This window comes from Actinocatenispora rupis, assembly GCF_016861975.1.
Lineage (GTDB): Bacteria > Actinomycetota > Actinomycetes > Mycobacteriales > Micromonosporaceae > Actinocatenispora > Actinocatenispora rupis.
In genome coordinates, this window is sequence record NZ_BOMB01000012.1 from 328,481 (window position 1) to 346,300 (window position 17,820).

General features: G+C 71.7%; 17 protein-coding genes. 11 read left to right on the plus strand and 6 right to left on the minus strand.

Translation table 11 applies throughout. The features are described from left to right. Positions 1 to 232: 232 nt before the first annotated feature. From Aru02nite_RS11910 to ppdK, 3 genes are all read right to left on the minus strand, one after another. On the minus strand, positions 233 to 1,057 hold the full coding sequence (locus Aru02nite_RS11910; protein WP_203657495.1) for a class I SAM-dependent methyltransferase: 825 nt from the start codon (positions 1,055 to 1,057) through the stop codon (positions 233 to 235). A 14-nt stretch (positions 1,058 to 1,071) separates the two neighbouring features. After that, on the minus strand, positions 1,072 to 1,422 hold the full coding sequence (locus tag Aru02nite_RS11915; RefSeq protein WP_203657496.1) for a VOC family protein: 351 nt from the start codon (positions 1,420 to 1,422) through the stop codon (positions 1,072 to 1,074). A gap of 140 nt (positions 1,423 to 1,562) precedes the next feature. After that, complete coding sequence (gene ppdK / locus Aru02nite_RS11920) at positions 1,563 to 4,250, minus strand: pyruvate, phosphate dikinase (RefSeq protein ID WP_203657497.1); 2,688 nt, start codon at positions 4,248 to 4,250, stop codon at positions 1,563 to 1,565. Between the two features lie 1,382 nt (positions 4,251 to 5,632). On the opposite strand from ppdK, the gene Aru02nite_RS11925 reads away from it, so the two are divergent. From Aru02nite_RS11925 to Aru02nite_RS11940, 4 genes are all read left to right on the plus strand, one after another. Further along, a complete protein-coding gene (locus Aru02nite_RS11925) occupies positions 5,633 to 5,854 on the plus strand; it encodes a hypothetical protein (protein ID WP_203657498.1) in 222 nt (73 codons plus the stop codon). Positions 5,855 to 6,310: 456 nt separating this feature from the next. Next, on the plus strand, positions 6,311 to 6,697 hold the full coding sequence (locus tag Aru02nite_RS11930; RefSeq protein WP_203657499.1) for a hypothetical protein: 387 nt from the start codon (positions 6,311 to 6,313) through the stop codon (positions 6,695 to 6,697). A gap of 394 nt (positions 6,698 to 7,091) precedes the next feature. After that, positions 7,092 to 7,526 (plus strand): iron chaperone, encoded by a 435-nt coding sequence (locus Aru02nite_RS11935; protein WP_203657500.1) that lies wholly within the window; start codon positions 7,092 to 7,094, stop codon positions 7,524 to 7,526. A gap of 144 nt (positions 7,527 to 7,670) precedes the next feature. Next, positions 7,671 to 8,387 (plus strand): hypothetical protein, encoded by a 717-nt coding sequence (locus tag Aru02nite_RS11940; protein WP_203657501.1) that lies wholly within the window; start codon positions 7,671 to 7,673, stop codon positions 8,385 to 8,387. A 120-nt stretch (positions 8,388 to 8,507) separates the two neighbouring features. Here Aru02nite_RS11940 and Aru02nite_RS11945 read toward each other — a convergent pair whose 3' ends face one another. Beyond that, positions 8,508 to 9,410, minus strand: a complete 903-nt coding sequence (locus Aru02nite_RS11945) for a histidine kinase (RefSeq protein ID WP_203657502.1) — start codon at positions 9,408 to 9,410, stop codon at positions 8,508 to 8,510. 300 nt (positions 9,411 to 9,710) lie between these two features. On the opposite strand from Aru02nite_RS11945, the gene Aru02nite_RS11950 reads away from it, so the two are divergent. The 5 genes from Aru02nite_RS11950 to Aru02nite_RS11970 all read left to right on the plus strand — a co-directional run bounded on the left by Aru02nite_RS11950 (position 9,711) and on the right by Aru02nite_RS11970 (position 14,809). Next, on the plus strand, positions 9,711 to 11,990 hold the full coding sequence (locus Aru02nite_RS11950) for a sensor histidine kinase (protein WP_203657503.1): 2,280 nt from the start codon (positions 9,711 to 9,713) through the stop codon (positions 11,988 to 11,990). Beyond that, positions 11,987 to 12,421 carry a roadblock/LC7 domain-containing protein gene (locus tag Aru02nite_RS11955; RefSeq protein ID WP_203657504.1) on the plus strand — a complete coding sequence of 145 codons (435 nt, stop codon included), beginning with the start codon at positions 11,987 to 11,989 and terminating at the stop codon, positions 12,419 to 12,421. Before Aru02nite_RS11950 ends, Aru02nite_RS11955 begins: the two co-directional genes overlap by 4 nt. Then, positions 12,414 to 12,806 (plus strand): DUF742 domain-containing protein, encoded by a 393-nt coding sequence (locus tag Aru02nite_RS11960; RefSeq protein ID WP_203657505.1) that lies wholly within the window; start codon positions 12,414 to 12,416, stop codon positions 12,804 to 12,806. Before Aru02nite_RS11955 ends, Aru02nite_RS11960 begins: the two co-directional genes overlap by 8 nt. Before the next feature lie 409 nt (positions 12,807 to 13,215). Then, a complete protein-coding gene (locus Aru02nite_RS11965; RefSeq protein ID WP_203657506.1) occupies positions 13,216 to 14,397 on the plus strand; it encodes a sensor histidine kinase in 1,182 nt (393 codons plus the stop codon). A gap of 31 nt (positions 14,398 to 14,428) precedes the next feature. After that, positions 14,429 to 14,809, plus strand: coding sequence for a DUF742 domain-containing protein (locus tag Aru02nite_RS11970; protein WP_203657507.1), 381 nt, complete (start codon positions 14,429 to 14,431; stop codon positions 14,807 to 14,809). A 199-nt stretch (positions 14,810 to 15,008) separates the two neighbouring features. On the opposite strand, the gene Aru02nite_RS11975 is transcribed toward Aru02nite_RS11970, so the two are convergent. Next, the gene (locus Aru02nite_RS11975; RefSeq protein ID WP_203657508.1) at positions 15,009 to 15,866 is read right to left on the minus strand and encodes a phosphotransferase; all 858 of its coding nucleotides are present in this window, start codon (positions 15,864 to 15,866) and stop codon (positions 15,009 to 15,011) included. Positions 15,867 to 16,119: 253 nt separating this feature from the next. Between Aru02nite_RS11975 and Aru02nite_RS11980 the strand changes: the two genes are divergently transcribed. Beyond that, entirely contained in the window at positions 16,120 to 16,500 is a 381-nt protein-coding gene (locus tag Aru02nite_RS11980) for a hypothetical protein (RefSeq protein ID WP_203657509.1), read from the plus strand. Beyond that, a complete protein-coding gene (locus Aru02nite_RS11985) occupies positions 16,497 to 16,934 on the plus strand; it encodes a MarR family winged helix-turn-helix transcriptional regulator (RefSeq protein ID WP_203657510.1) in 438 nt (145 codons plus the stop codon). Before Aru02nite_RS11980 ends, Aru02nite_RS11985 begins: the two co-directional genes overlap by 4 nt. A gap of 68 nt (positions 16,935 to 17,002) precedes the next feature. Here Aru02nite_RS11985 and Aru02nite_RS11990 read toward each other — a convergent pair whose 3' ends face one another. Next, positions 17,003 to 17,671 (minus strand): methyltransferase family protein, encoded by a 669-nt coding sequence (locus Aru02nite_RS11990; RefSeq protein ID WP_203657511.1) that lies wholly within the window; start codon positions 17,669 to 17,671, stop codon positions 17,003 to 17,005. Positions 17,672 to 17,820: the final 149 nt, after the last annotated feature.

Below are 17,820 nucleotides of genomic sequence, written 5' to 3' on the forward strand. Positions count from 1 at the left end.
GCGGACGATCTCGTAGCCGTCCTCGTGCCGTGCAACCGTTGCGTACCAACCGGATCCGTCGGTGAGCTCGACGGTCAGGAACGTCCGCGTCGTCGGGCAGGGCTCGCAAGTCCACTTCGGACGGATCGGCGCTGCGATCGCCGTTCTCGCACTCGACGACGCAGAAGTCGGCGGCCATGCGCCCTCCCGGAGCGGTCGGGCGACGGGCCGAGACTGCCACCGCCCCGCACGCTCAGTCGGTGCGGCGGATGGCGCGCAGCCAGAAGTGGTGCCGGCGGATCTCCAGCGGCCCGTGCGTGTCGATGTACCGCTGGACGCGGCGCAGCCGGTCCGGGTCGCGCACCGGGTCGTACCCGGGGACGGCCCACGGGACCTGCCGCAAGTACCAGGCGAGCGGCGCCACGTCGTGGTAGGTGGTGACGTCGGCGCCGACCCCCGCGTCGACCACGGTCAGGCCGCCCTCGGCCGCCTGGTTCACCGCGTACCGCAGGGTCCAGTCGCCGGCCGGCGGTACGGGCAGGTCCAGCAGCCGGTGCAGGGTGCCGTCGCCGGCCGCGACCTGCTGCGTGACGAACGTGCCGCCGGGCCGCAGCACCCGCGCCACCTCCTCCGGCCGGTACGAGGAGTGCCGGTTGACGACGGCGTCGAAGCTGGCGCCGCGGAACGGCAGCCGGCCCGAGCGGTCGGCGGGGCCCTGGTCGACGTTGTCGAGGGCGCCGTCGGTGTGCACCACGGTGACGCCGAGCGGGGCCAGCCGCCGCCCCGCCACCGGTACGTTCGGCGGCCAGGACTCGGCGGCCACCACCCGCGGCAGCGCCGTCGTACGGCCGTCGAGCCAGCCGGCCAGCCACTCGCCGCCGCCCGTACCGAGGTCGAGGAGGGTGGCGGTGTCGGGGCCGGCGGCCGCGTCGATCAGGGCCCGGTAGTCCCACGGCGGCGGGGTGCTGACCATGCGGCCGTCGAACCGTTCGAAGTCCCAGCCGGACGTGTCGGCCGCGAGTCCCTCGGCGATCAGGTCGTCGGGGTCGGCCGTCTGCTCGGGCGTGTGCGCGCTCATGCTCCGGCCTCCCGTCAGCGCGCCCGCAGCACGCAGAACTCGTTGCCCTCGGGGTCGGCGAGTACGACGAAGGTGGCGTCGTCGCCCTGCCCGACGCTCACCCGCCGGGCGCCGCGGTCGACCAGCCGTTCGACCTCGGCGGCCTGGTCGTCCGGGTTGAGGTCGAGGTGCAGCCGGTTCTTCGTCGCCTTCGCCTCCGCCACCGGTACGAAGACGAGCGCCGGGCGCGCGTTCTCGTCGGCGGCCACGTCGGTCTCGTGCCGGTCCTCGTACACCACGCGGTAGTCGAGGGTCTCGGCCCACCAGCGGGCGAGCCGGGCGGGGTCGGCCGCGTCGATCACGACGTGTTCCCACTTGCTAGACATAACGTCCTATTCTGCCCGGCGCCAACGGTTCCCCAGCACCGTACGCGCCCGCCCGCGCGGAATCGAGGCCCGCCCGGGCGTACACGCGAGACGCCGCCCGCCCGGTCCGCACGGACCGGACGGGCGGCACTGTACGGCACTCAGCGGGTGTCGGAGTCCGATCCGGTCAGCGCGGCACGGCCCGCCTCCAACCGGGCCACCGGTACCCGGAACGGTGAACAGGACACGTAGTCCAGGCCGACCTCGTGGAAGAAGTGCACCGAGTCCGGGTCGCCGCCGTGCTCGCCGCACACGCCGACCTTCAGGTCCGGCCGCGCCTCCCGGCCCTCCCGGGTCGCCAGCCGCACCAACCGGCCGACGCCGTCGCGGTCCAGCGTCTCGAACGGCGACACCCCGAAGATCCCCTTCTCCAGGTACGCGGAGAAGAACGCGGCCTCCACGTCGTCCCGGGAGAAGCCCCACACGGTCTGGGTCAGATCGTTGGTACCGAAGGAGAAGAACTGCGCGGCGCCGGCGATCTGGCCGGCGGTCAGCGCCGCCCGCGGCAGCTCGATCATGGTGCCGATCAACAGATCCAGCGCCACCCCGGTCTCCGCGGCCACCTCGGCGAGCACCTGCTCGGACTCGGCGCGGATGATCTCCAGCTCCTGCACCGTACCGACCAGCGGGATCATGATCTCGGCGTGCGGGTCGCCGCCCGCGTCCCGCCGCGCCGCCGCGGCCTCCGCGATCGCGCGTACCTGCATGGTGAACAGGCCCGGGATCACCAACCCCAGCCGGACTCCGCGCAGGCCCAGCATCGGGTTCTGCTCGTGCAGCTTGTGTACGGCCTGGAGCAGGCGCAGGTCGTTCTCGTTGGCGTCACCGCGCGCCTCGGCGAGCGCCACCCGTACCGACAGCTCGGTGATGTCGGGCAGGAACTCGTGCAGCGGCGGGTCGAGCAGCCGTACCGTCACCGGCAGCCCGTCCATCGCGGCGAAGATGCCGATGAAGTCGTCGCGCTGCAACGGAAGCAGCTCCGACAGCGCCTCCTCGCGCTCCTGCTCGGTGTCCGCCAGGATCAGCCGCTCCACGTACTGCCGGCGCTCGCCCAGGAACATGTGCTCGGTACGGCACAGCCCGATGCCCTGCGCGCCGAACCGCCGCGCCCGCTCGGCGTCCTCCGGCGTGTCCGCGTTCGCCCGTACGCCGAGGCTGCGCGCCTCGTCCGCGTGCGTCATGATCCGGTGCACCGCGGTCACCAGCGGGTCGTCGTCCGCCACCTGCCGCCCCTCGAAGTACTCGACGACCGGGGACGGCACGACCGGCACCTCCCCCCGGTACACCATGCCGGTGGAGCCGTCGATCGACAGCACGTCACCCTCTTCGAGGATCACGCCGCCGGGCGCGGTCAGCCGGCGCCGCTTGGTGTCGACGTCCAGGTCCTCGGCGCCGCACACGCACGTCTTGCCCATGCCGCGCGCGACGACCGCCGCGTGCGAGGTCTTGCCGCCGCGGCTGGTCAGGATGCCCTCGGCGGCGATCATCCCGTTCAGGTCGTCCGGGTTGGTTTCCCGGCGCACCAGGATCACCTTCTCGCCCGACCGCGACCACTTGACCGCCGTGTACGAGTCGAAGACGACCTTGCCGACCGCCGCGCCGGGCGAGGCGTTCATGCCGCGCGCGATGCGCTCCTTCTTCGCGTCCGCGTCGAACCGCGGGAACATCAGCTGCGCCAGCTGCGCGCCGTTCACCCGGCGGACCGCCTCGTCGAGGTCGATCATGCCCTCGTCCACCAGCTGCGCCGCGATCGTGTACGCCGCGGCCGCGGTCCGCTTGCCCACGCGCGTCTGGAGCATCCACAGCTTCCCGCGCTCGATCGTGAACTCGATGTCGCACAGGTCCTTGTAGTGACGCTCCAAAGTGGACATGATGCCGAGCAGCTCGTCGTACGAGGTGGGGTCGATCTCCGCGAGCTGCTGCAGCGGCACGGTGTTGCGGATCCCGGCCACGACGTCCTCGCCCTGCGCGTTCTGCAGGTAGTCGCCGTAGATGCCCTGCGCGCCGGACGCCGGGTCGCGCGTGAACGCCACCCCCGTACCGGAATCCATGCCCAGGTTCCCGAACACCATCGCGACGATGTTCACCGCCGTGCCCAGGTCCGCCGGGATCCGTTCCTGCCGCCGGTACAGGATGGCGCGGTCGGCGTTCCACGAGTCGAACACCGCGCGGGTGGCCAGCGCCATCTGCTCCCGCGGCTCCTGCGGGAAGTCCCGCCCCGTCGCGTCCCGCACGATCTTCTGGTACACGTCGACCAGCGCGCGGAAGTCCTCGGCGCTCAGGTCGAGGTCGGAATCGCTTCCGCGGGAACGCTTCTGCTCCTCCAGCGCGTCGTCGAACCGCTCCCCGTCGATGCCCAGCACCGTCTTGCCGAACATCTGGATCAGCCGCCGGTACGAGTCCCACGCGAAGCGTTCACTGCCGGACTGCGCGGCGAGCCCGTGCACGGACGAGTCGTTCAGCCCGACGTTGAGCACCGTCTCCATCATGCCGGGCATCGAGAACTTCGCGCCCGACCGTACCGAGACCAGCAGCGGATCGGACGGGTCGCCGAGCCGGCGGCCGATGCTCTCCTCCAGGCGCGCCAGGTGATCCGCCACCTCGGCGCGCAACCCCTCCGGCTCGCTGCCGGTGGCCAGGAACGCCCGGCACGCGTCGGTGGTGATCGTGAAGCCGGGCGGTACGGGAAGGCCCATGTTGGTCATCTCGGCAAGGTTCGCGCCCTTGCCGCCCAACAGATCCTTGAGGTCCTTGTTGCCCTCGGCGAAGTCGTACACGTACTTCGTCACGCCGACCCCTTTCGTGGCCGGGGCCGCGCTGCCCCGGTCGCTGATGTGTGGCCGCAGGTTAACGAATGTTCAGCACCGTACTGAACGCCATCGTGACACTTTGCACTCCGCCCGGCTACCACCTGAGTTCCCGCGTTTGTGACCGCGTTTACCCGCGCGCAAACGCGCACGGTTGAGCCACTTTCGCCAACATCAGCAAAAGTCACCCGCCAGTACTCCAGCGCCCCGCACGCGCGGTGGACCGCCGAGTCAACGCCCTCTGTCGACTGTCCACAATGGATAATCCACAGTGGAGCAACCGGGGCCGTGGACACCGCGCTGGGTCCGCTCCTGGCGCGCCAACCGAACGAGTGACCTCCGAAGGGACGACCACCGACACCGAGATCGTCCCGATACCAAGGGCCGGGAGCCCCGACGCCCGGGTACGCGCCACCAACGCCCGAAGGCCTCCGGCGCCGGCGGTCCGCGACACGGTCCCTCGCCGCGGCCCACCGCGCACGCTGCCGGCCTTGGTCAACCGCGCAGGTGACAATCGCGCGCCGCGATGCAGGCGGCCAACTCTCGTCAACCGCGCAGTGTCCGATCGCGGTTGCGGGTGACCGGCGCGGGTGATGGCGCGGGTGGCCGGCGCAGCATGCTCGGTCCGGCCGCCCGCGGGACACAAGCTCGCGAGCGGGCTCCGCGGCACAGGCAGCGGCCGACGGAGGTAACGGGGCCGGCAGACAGACAGGGTCGGGCGGGAAGGACGGAGACCCGCCGGGGCAGGGCCGGCCGGACAGGTGGGCCGGGGGCCGGCGAAAGGGCCGGACATGAATACCGCCCGTCCCGCGGTGGGCGGGACGGGCGGTATGGGGGTCGCACCCCGGGGGGATGGGGTGTCGATACGGGTCATCGTGCCGGCGGCGGCGCAGGAGGGGAAGGGCACGCCGGCCGTTCTTCAGATGGCGACCGTACGGACACGACCCGTGGCGGATCGCCAGGACGACGGCGCGGCCACCCGACTCGGGACGTACCGGCGCTGAGCTGGGACGGGACGCGCGGGGGCGGTCAGGATGCTGGGCGGGCGCGGACCCCACCGCCACGTGGTGACATATGTAGATCTGCAGTGAGCGGGCGACCCTACGGGAAGGCGGGTCCTGCTCGGCGCCGTGATCGGAGCGGCCCGCGGTCGACGGCGCCCGCGGCGGGACCGGCCGCGATGCTCGACCGACCTCCTTTCGGAAGCCGACGACTCAGACCGTTTCCGAGTAGGGCTTGACTCCTCTTCGACACCACGGAGCCGGACCGCGACCGTACCGCTCAGCGAGTTCCGGATCGACTGGGCCTCGAACGGCCAGCGGCGCCCGCGTCGGCGGTTGCCCCGGCCGGCGGCACTGACGGTCATGCCGACGCGACGTCGTACGACGGCGGCCAGCCAGTTCGGCGCCGGTGTGGTCACCCTCGTCCTCTGCGGGATCGGGGTCGCCGTCACCGTCACCAGCCATGACCGGCGGTACCTGCTGGCCGTCGTCGTGCTCGGCGCCCTGACCGTCCTCCGCATCGGGTACGCGGTGCGGCTGCGGCTCGCCGACGGCAGCTGGACCGCGCCCAGCGACCGACCCTAGAGGGTGAGCATCTGGGCCAGCGCGCGCCGCACCTCGGCGCCGCGACGGTGCGCGCCGGCTACCGCTCAACCGCATGCCTTCGGCCGCAGGCCGGACCAGTCCTCATCGCGAGCGGGCGTCCGCGGCGGACATGTCGCCGGCCTCCGCCAGGTACCCCGACCAGCTGTCCGGGTCCCATTCGGCCCCGGCGGACCGCGGCCAGCGCGGCGGACTGCCAGGGCTCGTCGACCAGCCGGCGGATGGTCTCGTCCGCGAGCCCTCCTGCGATCCGGTGCGCGGTCCGCAGCGGAGGCGGCCGCGTGGGCGCGCCTGTTGCTGTCCGACTCGTCCATCGTCGGGCGGAAGGGCGGGGCGGCGGGTCCGACTATGCTGGCCGGACGGCGCGGCAACCCGCCGGCGGAGTACGACACGAGGTCGGTGACCGGCAGGGACCGGGCGGCGGCCGGAGACGGACCGATGGCAGACCCCGACCGCACCGACGACCGCGACACCACCGACGCACTCGACCCCGACGACGCCGAACTCGCGGCCGAACTCGACCTTCCCGAGCACGGCCAGGCGTACAAGCTGGGGTATCTGGTGGCGCGCCTGCTGCCGCGGGTGCTGTTTCCCGTGGGCGCCGTCTTCGCGGTCATCGGGCTGTTCCATCAGTCCTGGTCGATCTTCGTGATGTGCGGCATCGTCGCGGTGGCGATCGTGCTGCACGGCATCGCCGAAATCATGGACTACGAGGTGCTGCGCGGCCTGCCGACCGGTACGCGGACTCTCGTCGTCGGCATCGTCTCCCTCGCCATCGGTGCCGCGCTCGGCATCACCACCATCGTCTTCGCCCTCACCCACTGACCCGACCGGCGCCGCTTCGTTGGCCCTCGCATCACCTCGTACCGAGGAGCGCCGGCCTGCGCCGCGCTCATCCTCGTTCGCGCTGGCCGGGCAAGCCGGCTCCGGCTCCTTCCGGCCCCCGCGCCGCAACCGTGTGGTACGCCGTCGCGCTGGCCCGCGGGCGCGCCTCCGCCGCGGATGGCCCGGCGCGTACGCTCTCCGTCGCGATCGTCCCGCCGCGCCGCGGTGCGTTCGTGGTGTTCTGCCGCGTTCGGTACCCGGTGCGTGCCCGCGGGTGGGTGATCTGGTGGTACGAGCAGGAATCGAGAAGCACCGGTGACCTGGGCGGCCGTACCGTTTGGTGTGCAGCGGCCGCCATCGCGCCGCGACGACCGCACCGAAGGGCACAGGAGCAATGGCTGACACCGAGAGTGGTTTCACCGCCGCCGAGCGCGCCGCGATGAAGCAGCGCGCCGCCGAGCTGCGCGCCGAGGGCAAGAAGGGCGAGAAGAAGGCGGACGGGCTGCAGGCGGCCCTCGACGCGATCGCCAAGATGGACCCGGCGGACCGCGCCGTCGCCGAACGGGTGCACGCCACGGTGAGCACCGCCGCCCCCGACCTGCTGCCCAAGACGTGGTACGGGATGCCCGCGTACACGAACGCCGACGGCAAGGTCGTCGTGGCGTTCAAGAACTCCGGCAAGTTCGGCACCCGGTACTCGACGCTGGAGTTCCAGGACGCGGCGAACCTCGACGACGGCGACATCTGGCCGGTGTCGTACGCGATCGTGGAGTGGACGCCGGCGGTGGAGAAGAAGGTGACCGAGGCGCTCCGCACCGCCGTCTCCTGACCGACGGCGTCGCCCGCGCGGGCCGGTACCGGCCACCGACGCGCGGGCGTCTCCGTCGCAGGCGGCGCGGCGGGAACCGTTGCGCCACATGCCGACCGCCGTCCGCGCGCACCGGGAACCCCGGCCGCCGCCCACACCGCGCGGGTGGACGGGGCGGTGCAGGGTGGGTACGACGGGATCGGAGAAGGGCGGCGGGCGGTGAAGGTGGCGGTCCGGGTACGGCGGGCCCGGTACGGCGGCAGGGACTGGCGGGTGATCTGCCCGTCCGGCGACACCGGCCACGCGGTGCTGTGGGAACAGCAGGTCTGCACCTGCGGGTACGAGCTGTGCGTGGACCGGCGCGCGGCGTACCGGATCGGGGTGCTGTGGTTGCTGGCGGCGCGGTCCCGGCACAGCGTCGTGTGGCTGCCGCTGCGCGGCGCCGAACGGGATCCGGACGAGTCGCTGGCCGGGCCGCGGCTGGATCTGGTGCTGAGCCACCACAGCCTGCAACTGCGGGCGTCGTCGTGGCCGCGGCTGCGCGGTGCGCTCGACGCGGGCGCGCCGCAGACGGTGTCCGTCCCGGCCGGCTACCTGCCCGACGCCGCGGACATCGACCACACCACCTGGTACCACCGGGAACAGCGCGACCTGATCCACCACCGGGTCCACGCGGACACGTTGTTCCTGGCCGGCAGCGCCCCCGTACTCCGGCAGACCGCGCGCAGCCTGTTCGAGGTGGCCTTCGAGGCGCCGGGGTCGGCGCCGGGTGAGGAGGCGGCGCAACACGTCTGCCGCGAGATGTACTGGCCCGATCCGCGCACGGGCGACTCGCGCGGCATCCACGTGGCGTACCGGTCGCACTGGCCGGCCCCCGCCTGACCGTTCCGGCGAACGCGCCGCGGTACGAGCGACGAACCCGCTCGGCCGCGGCGACGTCGTCCGGGGTGACGGGTGGCGCGCAGGCCGCGAATCCGTTCGCTGGAGCCAGGTCCGCCGCCGTCAGTGGCCGGTGGGGTCGTCGCGGCCGGAGATGCGGACGCCGAGCAGGTGCGGCTGCGCGCCGGTGTCCTCGCCGGAATCGCCGCCGGGCGCGCCGACCAGGTCGGTGGGCAGGACGACGACGGCGGTGACGCCACCGGCCGGGGCGCGCCGCCACTGGACGGTGACGCCGTGCCGGCGCGCGATGCGGCTGACCACGAGGATCCCGGGGCCGTCGTCCGGCCGTACGGTCGCGCCACCGGTCTTCAGGTACGCGTTGCGGGCGTCCAGTTCGCGCGCGGTGACCTCGGCGCGGTGGTCCTCGACCTCGACCGCGTACCCGGTGCCGACCCACTCGCCGCGCAGGTCGACGGGCTGGTCGGGGGCGGCGTCGAGCCCGTCGTCGATCAGTTCGGCGAGCAGGTGGATGACCTCGGCGGCGGCCGCGCCGTCCAGGGTCGCCGGCTGCACCGGCCCCGGTCGCGGCCGGCCGAAGTCGCGCGCCTCCCCCACCGCCGCGCGGACGACGTCGTTCAACGGCAACGGTTCCCGCCACCGCCGCGGTACGGCCTCGCCCAGGAGTACCAGCTGGGTTTCGAGGAGGCGGCGTTGCCGGGTGGCGCGGTGGTCGAGGTCGAACAGGCCCTGGAGCGTCGCGTCGTCGTCGGTGCCGGCCTCCAGCGTCTCCAGCCGGGTGAGCTGCTCGGCGACGAGCGTCAACCCGACCCTCGCGTACGCGGCGAGCGCGGGGCCGTCGGCGGTCGGGTTGCCGCCGGGTGGCCGGGACGCGGGCCCGCGGACGGCCCGGTCCGGCGTGCGGATGTCCGCGGGGTACGGGCGGGGACGCGGCGTCGGAGTACCGGAGGGTTCGGCGTCCGGGGCGGTGCGGGCGGACCGCCACCGGGCCAGGAGCCGGGTCAGCACAGGCAACTCCGTTTCAGTGGCGGATGTCCTATTTTCGAATGTTGAAGATCCGGAGTGACGCCGCTGGTCATGGTCCCTCGTCGATGCGTCCGGGCGATCAGCGAGCCGTGACCAGAGACTCACCTTATGGCCCGGTCGGTCGTTCTACACCATGGGCGCCTGTGGCGTCGGCCTCCTGCGACTCAGTAGAGTGTCGGTTTCGTCGCCTGTCATCCAGGCAAACCTCTAGAGTCGCTTACGAACTGTCCGTTTCGGTTGCAATCGTGGAGCATCGTGACTAGCCGAGCGCAAGAGCCAGCCGTGAGTGCTGAGCCGCCTCTCCCCGACTCCCCGAGTGGTGACGCGCAGCGGGAGTCGTCCGAGTCGTTGCTTCAGCGACTGACGAGTCCCGCGAAACCGCCCGAGGAGAAGGCGGCCGACCGGCCGCTGTCCATCAAGGCCCGACTCCTTCGGATCGTCCTCGTCCCGTGTATCGCCCTGATCGTGGTCTACACGGTGCCCGCCGTGTACTTCCTCGGCACCGGCTTCCAGGCCCGGGAGATCGCGGTGACCGTCCGCGATGTCTCCATTCCCGCGCTGCAGGGCCTGGGTTCCCTGCAGAGGGAACGGCAGCTGAGCATCTCTGCCATCACCAACCCGCAGAACGCGCCCAACCTCAAGGACCAGCGGATCAAGTCCGACACGGGTCTGAAGGCCATGAACGAGGCGATCGACGGGATGCTGTTCACCCCGCCGGACGCCGTCAAGTCCAAGCTGACCGCGATGGAGAAGGCGCTGAACGGGCTGCCGCACATCCGTGCGCAGGTCGACGACCGGACGGCCACCCCGCAGGCGGTGCTCGACGCGTACGACAAGATCCTGGACGCGGCGGCGACGCTGTTCGACGCGCAGGCGCGCGCGGTTCCGGACGTCACGACCCTGCAGGGCGCGCTGGCCGGCGTCGATCTGTTCATCGCCGCCGACTTCATGTCGCGGTCCACCTCGCTCGCGGTCAGCGGCCTGGCCGCCAACCACTTCACCCAGGCGGACCTGCTGGAGTACTCGCGCCTGGTGGGTTCGGCCCGGCAGCAGCTGAACACCCTCAAACCGAAGCTGCTGCCGACGGTGCAGCAGCAGTACACGAAGCTGGTCCAGAGCGCCGACTACAAGCGACTGAGCCGGGCCCAGGACAACCTCGTACGCTCCGGTGCCTGGTCGGGCCACATGCCGGCGAAGGTCGCGGCGGACGAGGCGATCTGGCAGCAGACGTCGAACCCGGTGTCGGACTCGCTGGCGAACCTGGTGTTCCAGCAGACCGACGAGGTGTCCAGCGCCGAGCTGAAGTCCGGTAACACCAACCTGATCGCCTTCGGCGCCGGCGCGCTGCTCGCGCTGCTGCTGGTCATCGGCGTCATCGTGCAGACCGTGCGACGGTCCGCCAAGCTCGCCGACGGTACGGTGCGTGCCGGTCTGGAGGCCGCGGCCGCCCGGTCCACCGCGTTCGCGAACGTGCTGCCCGGCATCCTCGACCGGATCGACAAGGGTGAGAAGGTCGAAGCCGACGAAGTGCTGGCCGAGGCGGAGAAGAAGTCCGAACGGGTGGCGTCCAACGCGTCGAGCCTGCCCGAGTTCCAGAAGATCGACCGCGCCAACACCGACGTGGTCACCCGGCTGATCAGCGCCTCGACCGAGACCGCGATCGCCCGCCAGAACATGCAGGAACTGCTGGTCACGGTCGCCCGGCGGCAGACCTCGGACCTGAACCAGATCCGGGAGACCCTCGCCGGCCTGTACGCCATGTCGGAGAACTCGCACGACCCGGCCTTCCAGGCGAAGGTACTGGAGGGTCAGCACCGGCTCGACCGGCTCGACGTGCAGACCACGAACCTGATCACGCTCGGCGGTGGCCAGCGCCGCATCCGGCGTACGGCGGAGACGATCGACGAGGTGCTGCTGTCGGCGCGGGCCCGGTCCAGCGGCGGCCCGAGCCGCGTCGTGTGTGCCGCGGCGCCGCCGTGGAAGATCGCCGCGCGGCACGTGCTCGACGTCCGTGACCTGCTCGTACCGCTGCTGGACAACGCGGCGAACTTCTCCCCCACGACCGTGCACGTCTCCTGCGAGGAGGTCGCGCGCGGCATCGCGATCGAGATCGTCGACCGTGGCCTCGGCATGAGCGACGAGCAGAAGGAGGACGCCCGGGCGATCATCCAGAACGAGTCGAACACGATCACCCCGGAGGGCGTCAAGAAGCAGGGCTTCTTCGTGGTACGCCGGCACGCCCGCGCGGTCGGTGCCCGGGTCGACTTCGCCAACATGCGCGACCTGTACGGCGGGGAGGCGACCGGTACGAAGGTCGTCGTCCTGCTGCCCAGGTCGATCCTCGACACCGGCGAGCCGGAACCCAACGGCGCACCCGAGTCGGCCGCACCGACGCCGGCGCCACGGCACCTCGCGCCGGAGGACCTGGGGCCGGCGCAGCAGCCGTCGCTCGGTGCCGTACCGGCCGCCGCCGGGTCGTACCGGCCGACGGCCTTCCCGGCGCAACCCGGGACCGACCGTGGGTGGATGACCGGGCAGGGGCGTGACGGGGACCGGCGATGAGCCGTGACAGCCGGCTCACCTGGCTGCTCGACGACCTGGCGGACCGGACCCGGGCCGACCTGGCGATCCTGTTCACCGCCGACGGGCTGCTGCGGGACCGGTCCACCGGTACCGACCCGCTCTCCGCCGAGCAGATCTCCGCACGCTGCGCGGGGATCTGCGGCGGCGCGAAGTCGATGGCGAGCGTGCCGGCCCTGGGTGGGGCCCGGTTCGAGCAGGCGCTGATCGGCATGGACGGACGGGTCTGCTACATGTGCCCGGCAGGTGACCAGACGTACGTGGCGGTAGTCGTGGATCGCGGGGTGGACCTGGGAATGCTGACCTTCGAGGTGCAGCGTGTCGTGGACAAGGTGGGCGAGCACCTGGGAACCCAGGTGCGACGGCGGGTCTTCTCGGACACGTCGCCGGGACGGGGGGTGATCGGTGAGTGACCTCGACGACGCGCCACTGAACCAGGCGTACTCGTACCTGTCGAAGGACATGGAGACGGGTGCGGTGGTCCGGCCGACCCGGCGACTCCCCCCGGAGACCCAGGTACGCACAGCCGGTTCGCTCGACTGGTCGGAGGTGCAGATCGAGCACGCGTCGTGCATCCGGCTGCTGTCCGACAGTGACTGGCTGTCGGTGGCGGAGGTCGCGGCGCGGCTGCAGATCCCGCAGGGCGTGATCATGGAACTGCTCTGCCAGTTGCTCGACAAGCGGATGGTGGTCCGCGCTGCGGCGCCGACGACGGTGCAGGCCGCCGCGGGCGGCGAGCACCGGCTGCCGCCGAAGCAGGTGATGGAGCAGTTGCTCGTGGGTCTGCGCGCGCTCTGAGCCGCGTGGACTCTCCGGTGGGCAGGACGCTCAGGTGTCCTGCCCACCGGCGTGTCCGGGACCGTGTGGCGTGTCCCACGCCGGCGCCGGATGTGGCGTGTCCGTACGCGACCGGTACTCGTTGGACGGTGTGGAGTCACCTGTCCCGTGACGTACCTCCGGAGCGCGGACCATGACCGAGTCGCGTTGCCAGCGCCGTACGAGGGCGCGTGGATGGACGCCGTGCGCGTGGATGATCCGGTTCGTCGTGCTCGGTCCGGTCCCGGCCCGGCGGCGTAGATATGGGTACTCGGGTCCGGTCCCGACATGACGGTGTGGATACCGCCGTATGCTGCCGGTCAGGGCCCTCCCTCTACCACTGGCGAAGGGTGCACAGAACGTGGGCGTCTCCCCCAAGTTCACAGCGACGATGCGAGGCCGCGCCATCACCATGGCGACCCTCGTGACGATCTGGCTGTTCATCGTCCTGGGCGTGGCCATCTGGATTGCGTTCCGGGCGCACCTGTCCACCATCGGCTGGACGCTGGTGTTCGTCGGATTCCCGGTCACGCTCGCGATCGACCTGGTCTGGATCACGCAGGCGCCGCGGCACGTCATCACCAGCCTGCGCAAGCTCGCGATCCTCGCCGAGAACCTGGCCGCCGCGCTGAACGACAGCATCGAACGGCTGCACCGGCGCGAACCGGTGGCCGACACGCTGCCGGTCGAGTTCTCGGGCTGGACGATGGACGAGTTCGGTCAGCTCGGCCGGCGGCTGCACGACGGTACGCAGGCGAACCTGTCGACGATGATCCAGGCGATGCGCGGCGAGACGCAGTCCCGGGTCGGCATCAAGATCGCGCGGCGCAGTTCGGAGATCAACCGCCGGGCGCTGGACCTGCTGTACCACTTTCCGGACATGGACTCGCTGACCGCCGACCAGGCGCACGCGCTCGACCAGATCGACAAGGCGCTCGTCGAGTGGCGCCGGTACAACGACACGGTGCTGTTCATGTCGGACGAGCCGCTGCCGCGGGTGATGCCGGAGCCGGAGAGCCTGGAGACCGCGCTGCGGGCCGCCGAGGAGGAGTCGACCCTTCCCCCCGGCGACGACCGGATCGACATCATCGTTCCGCGCGACGTGCACACCGTCGCGGTCGGCCCCGAGATCTACCTGCACCTGGTACACCTGCTCACCGAGCTGCTGAACAACTCGATCCGGAGTACGCGGCAGGGGCAGAAGGCGGCGATCAAGGTCCGCGCCACCGACGAGGGCACCTTCGTGAAGATCACGATCGAGGATCTGGGCGAAGGCTTCCCGGACGGCGCGGACGGCGACCGCGTGATCCGCGCGAACAACGAGAAGATCGCGCGGGCGCCGCACCTGTCCACGTTCGATCCCGACCACACCGGGCTCGACCTGGTCGGCCGGATCGCCGGCCGGCTGGGCATCGGCGTCACCCTCGGCCGCAGCCCGTACGGGGGCGCTCTAGTCGACGTGACCATCCCGAAGACCGTCCTCGACACCCGCGCCGCCACGCCACCGACCGAACCGCCGGGGCCGCGACTCGCCGTCGTACCGGACATCGGGTGGCCACAGCCGCGCCCGTAGTCGAGCATTGACAGTTGACGAGGGGAAACCAATGACGGATCCGCCGAGCGAGCCGTATACGGTCCAGAACTCGCTGCGTCGCTTCACGCAGAAGCGTGGCCGCGCCAAACCCAAGCGGCGGTACGACGTGGCGATGATGGTCGTCGCCCGCGGCACCCCGCACCAGACCGACTACGAGACAACCGATCCCGGGCTACGGCTGCGCGAGGAGCACCGGGCGCTGCACGCGTTGTGCCGGCGCCCGTGCGCGGTCGCCGAGATCGCCGCGCGCCTCGACGTGAACCTCAGCGTCGCCGGCACCCTCATCGACGACCTGGCCGAACTGAACCTGGTGGAGTTCGTCGGCGCCCGCCGTACGGTGCACCACCGCAGGGTCCTGGAGACGGCCCTGCGCGAGCTGAAGGCCATGTAGCGACCGGCCCCGTGGGGAGGCTGCCGCCGGACCGGTGGCAGTGGGGCGGCCGCGGCTCCACTCCCCGCCGGTACGGGCGGGTCCGGCGCGGCGGGATCGTAGCTGCGGAGCCAGGTCGTCGCCTACGCGGCGTGCCGGTGTGCGAGGACCCCGCGCCAGGGCACGGCACCGCCCACGGAAGCGATCCGGCGCCGGGGCGCTACCAGGCGACGTCGTCGAGCGCCGGCCACGGCGGACCATCCCGCAGTACGCGCAGGAACGCCACTCCCGATGCCCGGCCGCTCGGGTGTTGGTCGTCGCGACTCCAGCGATGCGCCGCGACGATCGCGAGTACGACCGCTCGGCACTCGCCGACCAGGTCCTGGTCGGCGTCGGGGTAGCGCTGGCTGACCGCGTCGGGCACCCAGGCCAGGTCGTACTCGACTGGCCCGCGGGCGGCGTTCTCGAAGTCGATGAACAGGGGCCCGTCCTTCGTGGTGAGGATGTTCCCCGGGTGCGGCTCACCGTGCAGCAGCTGTTCGGGGGCGCGCCGGCCGGCGATGGATCGCCCGCGCTCGCGCAGCGTGTCGGCGAGCAGCGCCCGGTCCGCGTCCGCGAGATCGGGAGTGACGTCACGGCTGGCGACGTCTCGTCGGGTGGCGGCCACCCGGTCCATGACGTGCGGGGTCGGGACCTCGATCCGCCGCAGGCCGGCATGCAGACGTGCGAGCGCCTGCGCGTACTCGGCCGGCGGAAGGATCCGGGACCGCGCAGGTTCGACGTGAGCCCACATGGCGATCTTGAACCCGTCCCGTACGAACACGCGCGGTTCGACCCGGGCATCGAGCGCGGCGACCGGACTGTCCGTCCACGCCAGCCGCCGTACGAGGTCCACTTCCTGCTCCGCGCTGGCGAAGTGCGATTCGGGCGTGACCCGGGCGACGATGTCGCACGGTGTCAGGCGTACGACGAGCCGGTTGGAGTCGCTGAGCACGATCGCCTCGTCCACGGCCAGGCCGAACTCCGAGGCGGTCGACATCGCGGCGGCCACCGCACGCCGCGCCTCAGCTGCTTCCATCTCCGTGTCCCTCCCCGCCCGCGCGGCCGCAGCACGTGTCCAGCCAGCACGGTACGACGCCGCTGGATCGGTGACGTCGACTCGTGTACGTGCCGGTCAGGGCTGGACCCGCCGGCCGGGCGAGGACGGCACCCCGCATCGCGTGCAAGGACGGTAAGCCGGGCGGATGCGCCACGCCAGGGGTTTCGGGGCGGGAGGCTGCCGGCGCGTTCGTCCGGAAACAAATGTATGCGGATCGCATATAGTCGTGGGTATGGAGTCAGGCCTTGAAGCAGCGATCAACGAGTGGCACGCGAGCGTCAACTCCGGCGACGTGCAGCGGTCCGGGCGGGCGGTCGGTGATCCGGTCGTCGTCCTCGGCCCGAAGGGCGCGGGCCCGATCACGCCCGCACAGTTCGCGGAGTGGGTCGAACGTTCGGGGATCACGCTGATCCCCCGGTCATGGCACCCGGTCAGCGAGCGACTGATGGTGGTCGAGCAGGACGCCACCTGGCCCGAGAGTACGGAGCCGACCCGGGTGGCGACGGTGTTCCGCGCCGCCGGCGGAAAGATCACCGCCGCGCTGCGGCTGCCGGACCTCAGGTCCGCCCTCGACCTGGCCTACCTCTGCCGCGAGATGGCGGCCACCGAGTGAGCGGCGACGGCGCCGGGCAGGTGCTGTTCCAGTTCGTCCGGCACTGGGCGCGCCGGCCCGTCACCGCGGACGAGAATGGTGACCAGGGCCGGCTCGTACTGGTGTGCGAGGCGGTCCACGCGCTCGGCCAGCGACGGGCACCGGCGACGGTCAACGCGATCGCGTACGAGATCGGGATCGACCAGAGCGGCGCCTCGCGACTGGTCAAGAGCGCCGCGGCGGCCGGCTACCTGGCCATGGCGGCGTCACCGGCCGACGGTCGACGGCGCGAAGTATCACTGACCCCAGCGGGGCGGTCCATGCTGGACCGGGCACACCGCTGGCAGGAGGACGTCTTCGCCCAGCTGACCACCGGCTGGAGCGACAGCAGGCGCCGCGACTTCCGGCAGGCGATGGTCGACCTGATGGACCGCTCCCACACGATGGACGCCTGAGCCAGCGCCCGGTTGCGTATCGGCGGGGCCTGCCGCGCCGGATCCGTTGCGCGACAAGGAAAGTCGGGTCAGTCCGCGGTCGGGAAGACGAGATCGCGCTCGGGGTCGAACCGGCGGTACCGGGTGAGCCGCGGCAGCAGCGCCGGCGTCTCCGCCCGGTACGTGCGCCACGCGTCGCCGAAGATGCGGCCCATCGTGGGCTCCTCGTTCTGCCGCAGGTGGCTGGCCGACATCCAGACCACGAACAGTACGAAGAAGACGCCGAGCCACCAGTTCAGCAGGAGGGTTTCGGCGGCGAGCCCGCAGTACACGCCGAAGATCATGGGCGAACGGCACAGCCGGTACGGGCCGCCGACGACCATCACGCGGGGCTCGTGCGCTGGTTCGAGGGTCTGGCCGAAGCGCGCGAACGTGCCGATCGCCCACGGGAACCAGACGAGGAAGTTGACGGCGAAGAAGACGCCGACGACGATCGTGACGCCGCGCAGGGCGCCGGTGCCGATCCCGGCCCGTACCGCGTCGGACATCGAGCCGCCGAGCGCGAACCGCGACACCAGCCCGCGTACGACGGTGAGTACCGCGGGGATGACGAGCAGCACCAGGAACGGCCGGGTGAAGGACGCGACGTACATGGGGAGGGTGGCGCGGTCGAGGTGCCGGAGCCGGGCGCGGACGTCACCGCCCGGACCCGCCTCGTCCGTGCCCGCCGAGCCGCCCTGCTGCTGGGACTCCGACATCGATCTCCTCCAACACCCGCCCGCGTGGTGACGGCCTGGGACGCCCGGCTCGCGACGATCCGACCGGCAGCTGCCGGAAACACACGATTGCCGGCTACGGCGGGCATGCTACCCCGCTGACCGGTCACCGTGGGTGCGCCGCCCGGCGG